10 protein-coding genes are annotated in these 12,295 nt (G+C 41.1%); 9 read left to right on the top strand and 1 reads right to left on the bottom strand.

Annotated features, from left to right (window positions below; all coding sequences use genetic code 11):
* The first annotated feature begins 52 nt into the window (after positions 1-52).
* Complete coding sequence (locus tag ACFX4I_RS01580; RefSeq protein WP_076367171.1) at positions 53-361, top strand: metal-sulfur cluster assembly factor; 309 nt, start codon at positions 53-55, stop codon at positions 359-361.
* A 106-nt stretch (positions 362-467) separates the two neighbouring features.
* On the top strand, positions 468-1,481 hold the full coding sequence (gene moaA, locus ACFX4I_RS01575; protein ID WP_377418660.1) for a GTP 3',8-cyclase MoaA: 1,014 nt from the start codon (positions 468-470) through the stop codon (positions 1,479-1,481).
* A gap of 280 nt (positions 1,482-1,761) precedes the next feature.
* Here moaA and ACFX4I_RS01570 read toward each other — a convergent pair whose 3' ends face one another.
* Entirely contained in the window at positions 1,762-2,451 is a 690-nt protein-coding gene (locus tag ACFX4I_RS01570) for a Crp/Fnr family transcriptional regulator (protein ID WP_098371314.1), read from the bottom strand.
* A gap of 233 nt (positions 2,452-2,684) precedes the next feature.
* Between ACFX4I_RS01570 and argC the strand changes: the two genes are divergently transcribed.
* From argC to argF, 7 genes are all read left to right on the top strand, one after another.
* Positions 2,685-3,722: an N-acetyl-gamma-glutamyl-phosphate reductase gene (argC, locus tag ACFX4I_RS01565; protein WP_377418656.1), complete on the top strand. Its 1,038-nt coding sequence runs from the start codon at positions 2,685-2,687 to the stop codon at positions 3,720-3,722.
* Positions 3,723-3,738: 16 nt separating this feature from the next.
* Entirely contained in the window at positions 3,739-4,971 is a 1,233-nt protein-coding gene (gene argJ / locus ACFX4I_RS01560; RefSeq protein WP_230303958.1) for a bifunctional ornithine acetyltransferase/N-acetylglutamate synthase, read from the top strand.
* 12 nt (positions 4,972-4,983) lie between these two features.
* Positions 4,984-5,757, top strand: a complete 774-nt coding sequence (argB, locus tag ACFX4I_RS01555; RefSeq protein ID WP_230303959.1) for an acetylglutamate kinase — start codon at positions 4,984-4,986, stop codon at positions 5,755-5,757.
* Positions 5,754-6,905, top strand: a complete 1,152-nt coding sequence (locus tag ACFX4I_RS01550; protein WP_230303960.1) for an acetylornithine transaminase — start codon at positions 5,754-5,756, stop codon at positions 6,903-6,905. Before argB ends, ACFX4I_RS01550 begins: the two co-directional genes overlap by 4 nt.
* 81 nt (positions 6,906-6,986) lie before the next feature.
* A complete protein-coding gene (locus tag ACFX4I_RS01545) occupies positions 6,987-8,069 on the top strand; it encodes a carbamoyl phosphate synthase small subunit (protein WP_377418652.1) in 1,083 nt (360 codons plus the stop codon).
* Positions 8,062-11,181: a carbamoyl-phosphate synthase (glutamine-hydrolyzing) large subunit gene (locus ACFX4I_RS01540; RefSeq protein WP_377418649.1), complete on the top strand. Its 3,120-nt coding sequence runs from the start codon at positions 8,062-8,064 to the stop codon at positions 11,179-11,181. Before ACFX4I_RS01545 ends, ACFX4I_RS01540 begins: the two co-directional genes overlap by 8 nt.
* Positions 11,178-12,137 (top strand): ornithine carbamoyltransferase, encoded by a 960-nt coding sequence (gene argF / locus ACFX4I_RS01535; protein WP_230303963.1) that lies wholly within the window; start codon positions 11,178-11,180, stop codon positions 12,135-12,137. Before ACFX4I_RS01540 ends, argF begins: the two co-directional genes overlap by 4 nt.
* The last annotated feature ends 158 nt before the right edge of the window (positions 12,138-12,295 follow it).

The following is a 12,295-nucleotide window of genomic DNA, read 5'->3' as shown; positions in this document are numbered from 1 at the left end:
ATGAAACCGAAAATCTAAAACGAAGAGATTTTCCATAAAAGGAGTGATCGAAGTGGATCAAGATACAAAAGACATTATACTTGGAGCTTTGGAGCAGGTCATTGACCCTGAGCTTGGTATAGATATCGTTAATTTAGGCTTGGTATATGATGTGGATATGGATGAGGAAGGTCTGACTACCGTGACGATGACATTGACTTCCATGGGCTGTCCGCTAGCTGGCACGATCGTCGATCAAGTTAAATTGGTTCTGGAAGATATCCCCGAGGTAAAGGAAACGGATGTGAAGATTGTCTGGAGTCCGCCATGGACGAAGGACAAAATGTCCAGATATGCTAAAATTGCATTGGGAATCAAATAATAACTCTATATAGAAATGAAAAGCCAGTCAAAAAACAGTGAATTAGTCAATTGAGTCACTGTTTATGGTCTGGTTTTTTCTAATACTTTCGGCTAGGAGTGGTTAATTGAACAGTCAAATTAAAGATTCATTGGACAGGCCACTAAGGGATTTAAGGATTTCAGTCATAGATCGCTGTAACTTTCGCTGCCAGTATTGCATGCCTGCTGAAATTTTTCATGAGAATTTTCAGTTCCTGCCTAAAAGTGAGCTATTATCTTATGAGGAAATTGTAAGGCTTTCTAAAATATTTGCAAGCTTAGGGGTAAAAAAACTAAGGTTGACAGGCGGGGAACCATTACTCCGGAGAAATCTCACCACTCTGATTTCATATCTCGTTAAAATTGAAGGTATTGAAGATATTGGACTGACTACGAATGGTGTCTTCTTGAAAAAACATGCCGTGAATTTGAGGGAAGCTGGTTTGCAGAGGGTGAATATCAGCTTAGACAGCCTCGATGATGAACTTTTCAAGAAGATGAACGGCAGGGATATCGGCATAAAGCCTGTTATTGAAGGCATCGCAGCTGCCAAAGAAGCTGGGCTTGGCGTTAAAGTGAATATGGTAGTGAAAAAAGAAACCAATGAATCTCAAATCCTGCCGATGGCCCGATTTTGTAAAGATGAGGGCATTCAATTACGCTATATAGAATTCATGGATGTCGGACATACAAATGGCTGGCAGTTGAAGAATGTCATTACGAAAAAAGAACTGCTTGCGATGCTCCAAACCGAATTCGATCTAGAACCGGTTGATGAAGATTATTTTGGAGAGGTGGCAAAACGCTTCCGTTATAAGGGCACTACTGCAGAAGTGGGCTTCATAACCTCGGTATCCGAGTCTTTTTGTCCAAGTTGTACACGTGCACGTCTTTCTGCTAACGGAAGTTTATATACATGCCTGTTTAATGGAAAGGGACATGATTTGAAGTCATTGCTCCGTTCCGGCATGACAGATGAAGAATTGACCGGGTTCATCATTTCGCTTTGGAATCGTAGGGACGACCGCTATTCGGATGAGCGGGCAGCGGGAACGGCCAAGAAACAGGAAAAAATCGAAATGTCATTCATTGGCGGGTAAAATATACAAATACTCCTTCCGAATGAATACAAACTGAAGGGATGGCAATTATGCCATCCCTTTTTTATATAGTTATTTAGGAACTTCTGATGACAGTCAATGGACGAAATCGATTTTTATGCTTTTTTTTATGCATATTTATGTGCCCATAAATTTTTTTATAGGAATCCATGGAAATGAAAATAATTAAATGGTCCTAGGGAAAATTCAGCCTTAAAATAAACGCCAATCATTTTAAGGTGAGTAAGGCATTATGTATTTACTGCTTTTTATGTGGGATTTAATCGATGGTACAGATTTCTATTGGACAGTTTTCACAGTCGATTTCCTGTTTCAAAAAGTCAAAGTCAAGAATCGTAATTCGTCCCTTTTTAATGGAGATGACATTGTTTTTCCTTAATTGAGCGAGCATTCGATTGACTACCTCGCGGGATGTGCCGCAAAAATTAGCGAGTTCTTGATTTGTAAAGGGAAGATTGATAACTTTACCGTCTTCTGCTTCAGTGCCATAACTATTTGATAAACGGATAAGGGTGGAGTAAAATGCACCTTTCTTGCCGTGCAGGAGCATATCGCGGAATTTAGCCTGATTTTTACGGTTTTGAGCCGATAACCATGTCATCATTTCGACTGCAAGATGGCTATCGGAGGCGATTTTCTCTTCTAATGCCTCTTTGGAAATTACCGCAACAGTTCCATCTTCCATCATCTTTGCATTCATCATATATTTAGGATTTGGAGAAAATAAGACTGTTTCCCCAACCAAATCATTCTCCGAACTAATGCGTATAGTTAATTCCCGACCGTCAGGAACAACCTTACTCACTTCTACTTTTCCTTTTAAAATGTAATACAAATCACTTGCTGGGGTGCTCTCCTGAAAAAGGTAGCGCCCTTTTTCCATATGTTTAACTTGCTGTTTATTATCTAAAATTGAATGCATCCGATTAGATAACGATAATTCATTCATGCAAATGACCACCTTTCCAAATACCGTTAAAACTCAATTGCTATCTTTGATTTAAACGGAAAAAACACTAGTAGTCAACAACTTTGGATAATTCTAGGAGTTTTGATGGATAATTTTTCATTTGGAATTTAAGTTTATAATTTTATAAAAATACATTTGATTTTATTTTTATTCAGTCTTATAATAATAGAATCAAAGAATGACAGGGACCTGAAATTATAGGAGATGGTTTTATGAACGTATCAATAGTAGGTGCAACGGGTTATGGAGGAATGGAACTAATAAGATTTTTGAATAATCATCCGCAATTTAAAATAAAATCATTGCATACTTCTTCCCAATTTGGCCGAAGTTTATCTGAAGAAAATGCACATTTAATGCATATGAAAGACAAATTAGAAGAAATTGACCCGGAGGCGATTGCAAAAAAATCCGATATTGTATTTCTTGCAACTCCTTCTGGTGTTTCCTCGCAATTGATTTTGGAATTTTCTGACCTTGACATTAAAGTAATCGACCTATCAGGAGACCTCAGGCTTCAAACTCCGGGTGAATATGAACACTGGTATAAAAAACCAGCAGCGTCTCAGCACATTATTGAAGAAGCCGTATACGGATTGTCTGAATGGAATGCCGAAGCAATAAAGAAAGCAACGATTATTGCAAATCCAGGGTGCTACCCAACCGCATCACTATTAGGTCTTGCCCCTTTATTCACTGAAGGATTGGCCGGAACAGCTGCCGATGTGATCATCGATGCAAAATCCGGGGTTTCAGGGGCGGGTAAATCACTTTCGGCAGTCACCCATTATAGTGAAATGAATGAGAACTTTAAGATATATAAGGTAAATCAACATCAACACATACCGGAAATCGAACAACAGCTTGGGAGATGGTCATCAGGTTTACAGCCTATTACCTTCAATACCCATCTTGTACCAATGACAAGAGGGATTATGGCAACGATGTATATAAAGGTAGATCGGGAAACCTCAAATGTTGAATTAAAGGATTTATACGAAACCGTTTACGAGAACCACCCATTTGTCCGAATACAGCCCCTTGATCGTTTTCCATCCACGAAACAAGTATATGGATCTAACTTTTGCGACATAGGCGTTGATTATGATGAAAGAACAGGTAAGGTAACGGTGGTTTCAGTTATTGATAATTTAGTGAAGGGTGCTGCAGGGCAGGCCATTCAAAATGCAAATATATTAATGGGACTAGAAGAAACGGCAGGACTATGGAACAGTCCGCTATATCCGTAAACTTTGGAGGGAAATAATGAAAACATTACAGCCAGTTGAAGAAATCAAACAAATTCAAGAAGGAAATATTTTAATGCCCCAAGGGTTCAAAGCGTCAGGTGTACATGCAGGATTACGCTATTCTAAAAAGGACGTTGGCATCATTTTTACCGATGTCCCAGCATCAGCCGCGGCGGTTTATACACAAAATGTAGTTCAAGCCGCTCCAATCAATGTAACGAAAGATAGCATAGCCGTTAATGGAAAACTTCATGGCATTGTAGTGAATAGTGCTTGTGCGAATGCTTGTACAGGTGAACAGGGTTTAAAAGATGCAAATGAAATGAGGAAGCTTGCGGCTCAAAAGTTCGGTTTGGAGGACCATTCATTTGCAGTGGCTTCAACGGGAGTCATAGGTGAATTCATGGAAATGGAAAAAGTGAAAAAAGGCATAGAGTCATTGCAGCCAGAAAATACACCTGAAGCTGCTGAAGCTTTTGGTACAGCCATTTTAACAACGGATATTGTAACGAAGAGCTGTGGTTATGAAACGATTATTGACGGAAAAACCGTGAAAATGGGCGGTGCTGCGAAGGGTTCGGGAATGATTCATCCAAACATGGCCACAATGCTTGGTTTCATTACGACGGATGCTGTAATTGAACCGGATGATTTACAGCAAGCACTTTCCTCCATTACAAATGATACATTCAATCAAATCACGGTTGATGGTGACTGTTCAACGAACGACATGGTGTTAGTGCTCGCAAATGGAGAAGCGAACAATGAACCTTTGACACCTGACCATCCTGAATGGTCCATTTTCCTGGAGTTATTAAAACAAACTTCCGAAAATCTCGCCAAACAAATTGCGAAAGACGGAGAAGGTGCCACAAAATTGATAGAAGTGAATGTTCATGGCATGCCTACGAAGCAAGATTCACAGATGATGGCGAAGACGATCGTTGGGTCAAATCTAGTGAAAACGGCAGCTTTTGGAGCGGATGCAAACTGGGGACGAATCATTGCTGCAATGGGAAGAAGCGGAGTGGAATTCAATCCGGATCAAACAACGATCGTTTTTGGAGATATCGTCGTACTTAATGATGGTGAGCCGATAATGTTTTCTGAGGAAGAAGCCAAAGCATACTTGGAAAATGAAAGTATCATCATTAATGTTTATTTGAAAGATGGTAATGAATCAGGCACGGCATGGGGCTGCGATTTAACCTATGATTATGTGAAAATAAACGGGAGCTATCGTTCGTAAGAGGTGAAAAGTATGGACATATTAGTCATAAAGTGCGGCGGCAGCATCATTAATGATTTAACGGAGTCGTTTTTCAATAGTGTTAAAGAGTTACAAAACCGCGGGTACCATATTGTCTTTGTGCATGGAGGCGGCCCTGATATAAATTCAATGCTTGAAAAATTTGAAATTGATCCAGTATTTGAAGATGGTTTAAGAAAAACGACCACAGAAGTGCTGGAAATTGTGGAACTTATGCTGGCAGGCAAATCGAACCGCAGCCTCGTTCATAAATTGGAATCCCACGGCATCAAGGCAATTGGTTTAAATGGCTCTGACGGTGGAATTCTCACAGGTGATTATATCGATGAAAAGAAACTTGGAGCTGTTGGTGAGATACAACAAGTCAATACGGAATTATTCGGACTTTTATTCGAAAAAGGTTATTGTCCGGTATTGACGCCCATTTCAACTACCGGAGAAGGCACTAAATTAAATGTGAATGCCGATATGGCTGCAGGGTCTGTAGCGAAGGCACTATCGGCCGATATGTGTTTATTTGTGACCGATGTTAAAGGGGTCTTGAAAAATGGGCAAATCATTGAGAGATTGAATGAAACGGAAACGAAGAATTTAATAAAGGATGGAAGCATCCATGGGGGAATGATCCCGAAAGTCACTACAGCGTTGTCGGTACTGAATAAAGGGATAGAAGAAGTGATGATCGTTAGTGGGAAAGATCATTTTTATCAAGACGGACAATTCATCGGTACGAAATTTCTTCAGGAAGAAGGGGTATTTCAATGAGTAATATATTTCCAACATATGCAAGGTGGAACATTGAGCCAAGAAAAGCGTCAGGTTTGAAGATTACGAGTGCATCAGGTAAAGAGTATCTTGATTTCACATCCGGAATCGGGGTTTTGAATCTTGGACATTGTCATGAGTTGGTACAATCGGCCGTCATGGAACAGCTTAATAAGTATTGGCATGTATCGAACATGTTTCAAAGTTCCCTACAGGAACGGACAGCAAAAATGCTGGCTGATGCCTCTGGTTTAAGTCAGGTGTTCTTTGCCAACAGCGGTGCCGAGGCAAATGAGGCAGCTATCAAACTAGCACGTAAAGCTACTGGGAAAAGCAAAATTGTCACATGTCAGCAGTCTTTCCACGGTCGTACGTTTGCAACAATGGCTGCGACGGGGCAGGAAAAAATCAAGACCGGTTTCGGACCGATGCTAGCTTCGTTCGAATATGTTCCATTTAATGATAATGATGCCGTGACAGAAGCCATCGATGAAAATACGGCAGCTGTAATGATTGAAATTGTTCAAGGAGAGGGCGGCATCCATGTTGTACAGCAATCTTATCTGGATGCGATTCAAACTAAATGCCAAGAACACGGAGCACTTCTTATCATAGATGAAATTCAGACTGGAATAGGACGTACAGGGAAACCATTTGCATTCCAGCATTTTAATATCCAACCGGACATCATCACGTCAGCAAAGGGGCTGGGAAATGGCCTGCCAATCGGGGCGATGATCGGAAAGGAAGCACTGTCGGAGTTCTTTAACCCTGGAAGTCATGGATCCACTTTTGGAGGTAATCCTGTTAGTGTCTCAGCAGCGGAAGCCGTTTTAAAGGAAATTTTCCAATCAGGGTTTTTAAAAGAAACCGTTAAAAAGGCTGAATACCTTGAGAGCGAATTGACAAAAGCATTGAAGGATACGGAAGAAGTGAAAGAGATTCGCGGTCTGGGTATGATGGTCGGAATTGAATGTAAACAAGATGTTCAGGGGTTTTTAATGGAACTGCAAGAAGAGGGCTTACTTGTATTGAGTGCAGGTCCTAAAGTACTTCGTTTACTTCCATCTCTGACAGTTACCGAATCGGAGATCGATAGGGCTATAAACAAAATTAAAAAAGTATTGGCAATAAAACAAACTGTCTAAATTTATTGAATTTTTATGGAACAAAATGAATAATTATGCTATTGTATATATAAATATACATCATCTAAAGAGGTGAAGATCATGAAAAGCTATCTATATTTAGAGAATGGTTCCGTCTTTGAAGGGGAACTGCTGACTAAATCGACTGAAAAAACAATCACTGGAGAGATTGTCTTTTTTACTGGAATGACCGGATATCAAGAAGTGTTGACAGATCCTTCATATAAGGACCAGATTGTCATCTTCACATACCCGCTAATCGGAAATTATGGAATCAATGAGCATGATTTTGAAAGTAAGAAGCCGCATGTTGCCGGTGTGATTGTATATGAAGGAAATATGAGCCATTCCCATTATCAAGCAAAATATTCACTTGGTGAATATTTAGACAAGTGGAACATTCCTCTTTTAAGCCATGTTGACACACGAGCCGTCGTTAAGAATATAAGACAGGAAGGTTCCATGCAGGCAGCCATCACAGCGGAAGAAAAATACACAGTCGTACCTGGCCTGAATGGTTTATCAGCTCACGTTGCTGAGGTATCCACAAAGGCTGTCGAGTGCTTTGGGGAAGGCGACAAGCACATTGTAATGATGGATTTTGGCTATAAAAAATCTATATTGGACTCATTGGTCGAGCAAGGCTGCCGAGTCTCTGTCGTACCATTCGATACTGAATTCGAACAAATCAAGGACTTGAAGCCAGATGGAATTTTGCTTTCAAATGGGCCTGGGGATCCAAAACAGCTTGAATACCTTTTAGGAAATATAAAAAAGATCATTACGAATTTTCCAACAATGGGCATTTGCCTCGGTCATCAATTAACGGCCCTTGCCTTAGGTGGAAATACAAAGAAAATGCTGTTTGGACATCGCGGTGCGAATCAGCCCGTGGTCGATTTGAAAACGAAAAAGGTGTATATGAGTTCGCAGAATCATAGTTATGAGGTTGATGAACCGAGCTTACAAGGAACATCGCTTCAAGTGAGATTCAGAAACGTGAATGATAACACGGTTGAGGGGCTCATGCATGAAGACTTGCCAATCTTCACTACCCAGTACCACCCAGAGGCAAATCCAGGGCCTATCGAGAGTTCATTACTATTCAATGACTTTTTACAAATGATAAATGATTATAGCGGGAGAGAAAAAGCTTATGCCTAAGGACGACACGATACAGACCATTTTAGTGATTGGTTCGGGGCCGATTGTCATCGGGCAGGCCGCCGAATTCGATTATGCAGGTACACAGGCCTGCCTTGCTTTAAAGGAAGAAGGATATAGAGTCATACTGGTCAACAACAATCCTGCAACGATCATGACTGATGAAATGAATGCGGATGCTGTCTATTTCGAACCTTTAACTGTTGATGTACTGGAAAAGATCATTTCCAAAGAAAAGCCGGATGGCCTGCTTGCTACATTAGGCGGTCAAACAGGATTGAATCTTGCTTATCAATTGGATGATGCAGGAGTACTTGAAAAATATAAAGTCAAATTACTGGGAACTCCGATCGACTCCATCAAAAAAGGGGAGGATCGTGAACTGTTCCGTGAGTTGATGTTTGAAATAGGTGAACCCGTTCCCGACAGTACAATTGTCCATACACTTGAAGGAGCGTTGGAATTTGCCGACAAAATCGGTTTCCCCATCATCGTTCGACCCGCTTATACACTTGGCGGAACTGGCGGTGGGATTGCTGATTCACTGGACACCTTTAAGGAACTTGTACGGGGCGGACTGCAAGAAAGCCCGATAACACAATGCTTGATTGAAAGAAGCATAGCTGGTTATAAGGAAGTAGAATATGAAGTTATGCGAGATGGCAACAATACGTGCATCACCATCTGTAATATGGAAAATATCGATCCGGTAGGGATTCATACTGGTGATTCGATCGTCGTGGCACCATCACAGACTTTATCGGACGATGAGTTTCAGATGCTGCGTGCCGCTTCCATTAAAATCATTTCTGCTTTAGGTATTATTGGCGGCTGTAACATTCAATTTGCACTTGATCCTGATAGCAAGCAATATTATTTAATAGAAGTAAATCCGCGCGTCAGCCGTTCATCGGCACTAGCTTCCAAAGCAACAGGTTATCCCATAGCCCGCATAGCTGCAAAACTCGCTGTCGGCTACGATTTATCGGAGCTCATTAATCCAGTAACGAAAAGCACATATTCAAGCTTCGAACCTGCTCTTGACTATGTAGCTGTGAAGTTCCCGAGGTGGCCATTCGATAAATTTACGACCGCCAACCGCAAATTGGGAACACAGATGAAGGCGACTGGTGAAGTGATGGCTTTACACCGCAGCTTTGAAGGGGGAGTCCAAAAGGCCGTCGATTCTTTGGAATTGAAAACGATTGGGCTGCAGCTATCTTCGCTGAAAAATAAAACGGTTCCTGAACTTTGGGGAAAGCTTGCCGAAAAATCTGATGAACGAATCTTTGTCATTTTTGAAATGCTTAGAAAAGGTGTGACCATTGAAGAAATCCATGAAGCGACAGCCATAGATTATTTCTTCCTTAAATCCTTTGCTTCATTGATCCAAAACGAAATGGAAATTGAAGCTAAGGAAATCGATCAGGTAACAAGGGAAGAACTTCAATCTTACAAGGAAAAGGGCTTTTCAGATCGCTATCTTGCTTCCGTATGGAAAGTAAATGAAATGGAAGTGAGAGCACACCGGAAATCACTGGGCGTAACTGCTGTCTACAAAACGGTTGATACATGTGCAGCCGAGTTCGAATCACATACGAACTATCATTATTCAACATATTTTGGTGAGAACGAACAGAAAAAAACGGATAAAAAGAAAGTGTTGATGATTGGAAGCGGTCCGATCCGCATCGGACAGGGAATAGAATTTGATTACTGTTCGGTTCACGGTGTTTATGCACTCCAGGATGAAAATGTCGAAACGATCATGATCAATAATAATCCTGAAACGGTAAGTACGGATTTTGCGACGGCAGATCGTCTATATTTCGAACCTTTAACCCTTGAATATGTTCTAAATGTAATAGAAGCGGAAGATATTGAAGATGTTATCGTCCAATTTGGAGGGCAGACTGCGATAAACCTGGCAAAAGGACTGGAAGAATATGGTGTCAATTTGTTGGGGACTTCATTCGATACACTTGATCAATTAGAAGACCGTGATCGTTTTTATCAGCTTCTTCAAAAACTGGATATCCCCCATGTACCGGGTTCAATGGCTAATGGTGAAGAACAATTAATTGCCAGTGCAGAGGCAATCGGTTTTCCAGTGCTCTTACGCCCATCCTATGTAATTGGCGGCCAGGGAATGGAAATCATCCGCTCCAAGGAAGGTTTATTGAATAGAATGTCAAATGGAACGGCACTTGTATATCCCGTGTTGATCGATTCCTATATCCCAGGGAAGGAAGCCGAAATCGATTTGATAGCTGATGGAAATGATTTATATATTCCCATCATTGCTGAACATATAGAGAAAGCGGGCGTCCATTCAGGGGATAGCATGGCATTATTGCCAGCTCAATCCTTAACGGATGATATCAAAGATAAAATGACCCTTTATGCCGAGAAACTAGTAAGAGAACTTGATTATAAAGGACTTATGAATATCCAATTCGTGATTGAGGGAAATAGTGTTTATGTATTGGAAGTGAATCCTCGTGCCAGCCGGACAATTCCAATCATCAGTAAAGTGACCGATGTATCCATGGTGCAAATAGCGACAAAAATATTGCTTGGGAAATATTCATTGTCGAATGCGTTCGGAAAAACGGGCTTAATGGAAGAAATACCATATACTGTCGTCAAGTATCCGGTATTCTCTACATTTGCACTAAGCGGACTTGATTCGAAGGTAGGTCCGGAAATGAAATCAACAGGTGAAGGAATCGCCATCGGAGAAACGGTAAATGAAGCGTTGACAAAAGTATTCCATGCTCAAAAAGCCAAACATACTTCTGGTGTATATCAATCCGGATCAGTCCAATTAAGTGAAGATTTGTTAGTGCTAATCAATGAAGCAGGTTTGACACTGGGGAATTCTGATTTTGATAAATGGTTAAATGAAGGAAATGCGGCAGTCGTTTTGGCATATGGAACAACGGAAGAAGATAAGAAGCTAAGGCTACTTGCAGCGAAATACCGACTGCTTGCATTTACGGAAGAAGAGACTTTCAAAGCCTATCTACAATCGGTAGAAAATGCTGATCCAGGGGTTACCTCGCTTCAGGAATGGCTTGTACCATATTCGAAAGGAGTGTCACACGTATGAGTTCAATGACGGCACCGACACAAGCGAAGATTTTAAATGGAAAAGATTTTTTGACCATGAAAGAGTCTGCACCAACTGCAATTGCAGATTTGCTAAAGCTAGCGCAGACCATTAAAGGCAAATTGCAAGCTGGTGAAGAATATACGCCTTTAAAAGGGAAAACGCTGGGGATGATCTTTGAAAAATCGTCTACCCGTACCCGTGTTTCTTTTGAAGTAGGCATGATGCAGCTTGGCGGACACGCTTTGTTCCTAAGTGGCAATGACTTGCAAATTGGACGTGGTGAAACTATTTCCGATACTGCAAAAGTCCTTTCTGAATACATTGATGGCATCATGATTCGTACCTTCGAGCATGAAAAAATTCTGGAATTGTCAGAAAATGCTTCTATCCCAGTCATCAATGGGTTAACAGATCTTGCGCATCCTTGTCAGGTACTTGCAGACTTCTTGACGATCATCGAGATAAAAGGGCAGCTAAAAGGCTTGAAGATGAGTTATATCGGTGATGGCAATAATGTTGCCAATTCATTGATGGTAGGCTGTGCAAAAATGGGAATGGATTTTTCCATTGGGTGTCCTGATGCCTACAAACCTGATGAAAAGGTCGTCGCCTATGCCCAAAAAGTGGCAGAAGAAACTGGCAGTGAAATTGTGGTCACGACCTCCGCTTCGGAAGCTATAAAAGATGCGGATATCGTCTATTCCGATGTTTGGACCTCCATGGGGCAGGAAATCGAGAATGGTATCCGCTTAGAAGCTTTTAAAGATTATCAAATCAATGGCGAACTAGTAAAATTCGCCAAAAAAGATTATTTATTCATGCATTGCCTGCCTGCCCATAGGGAAGAAGAGGTAACGGCTGAAGTCATCGATGGACCTAATTCCGTCGTTTTCCACCAAGCCGGAAATCGCCTCCATGCCCAAAAGGCGGTCCTGGTGGATTTAATGTCATAACAAAAAAAGCGTCTCCTCAGAGAGCAGTCGCTCAGTTTGTAGAAAAAAGGTTTCGGAATGGTCTCATTCCGAAACCTTTTTGATTTTATTTTGGGCGTCCTACCTCAAAAACATATCTTCCATCAAGTTTAAATGAAAAAGACACCAATTGTTGCCTC

The organism is Peribacillus sp. YIM B13472 (assembly GCF_042788005.1).
Lineage (GTDB): Bacteria > Bacillota > Bacilli > Bacillales > DSM-1321 > Peribacillus > Peribacillus simplex_E.
The sequence above is the reverse complement of the archived record's forward strand: the minus strand, read 5'-3'. Positions and strand labels throughout refer to the sequence as shown.

What these genes read in the sequence shown, in the direction of transcription:
- ACFX4I_RS01540 (WP_377418649.1), top strand. Translation starts at nt 8,062, where the DNA reads ATGCCTAAGGACGACACGATACAGACCATTTTAGTGATTGGTTCGGGG.
- ACFX4I_RS01545 (WP_377418652.1), top strand. Translation starts at nt 6,987, where the DNA reads ATGAAAAGCTATCTATATTTAGAGAATGGTTCCGTCTTTGAAGGGGAA.
- argF (WP_230303963.1), top strand. Translation starts at nt 11,178, where the DNA reads ATGAGTTCAATGACGGCACCGACACAAGCGAAGATTTTAAATGGAAAA.
- argB (WP_230303959.1), top strand. Translation starts at nt 4,984, where the DNA reads ATGGACATATTAGTCATAAAGTGCGGCGGCAGCATCATTAATGATTTA.
- ACFX4I_RS01550 (WP_230303960.1), top strand. Translation starts at nt 5,754, where the DNA reads ATGAGTAATATATTTCCAACATATGCAAGGTGGAACATTGAGCCAAGA.
- argJ (WP_230303958.1), top strand. Translation starts at nt 3,739, where the DNA reads ATGAAAACATTACAGCCAGTTGAAGAAATCAAACAAATTCAAGAAGGA.
- argC (WP_377418656.1), top strand. Translation starts at nt 2,685, where the DNA reads ATGAACGTATCAATAGTAGGTGCAACGGGTTATGGAGGAATGGAACTA.
- ACFX4I_RS01570 (WP_098371314.1), bottom strand. Translation starts at nt 2,451, where the DNA reads ATGAATGAATTATCGTTATCTAATCGGATGCATTCAATTTTAGATAAT.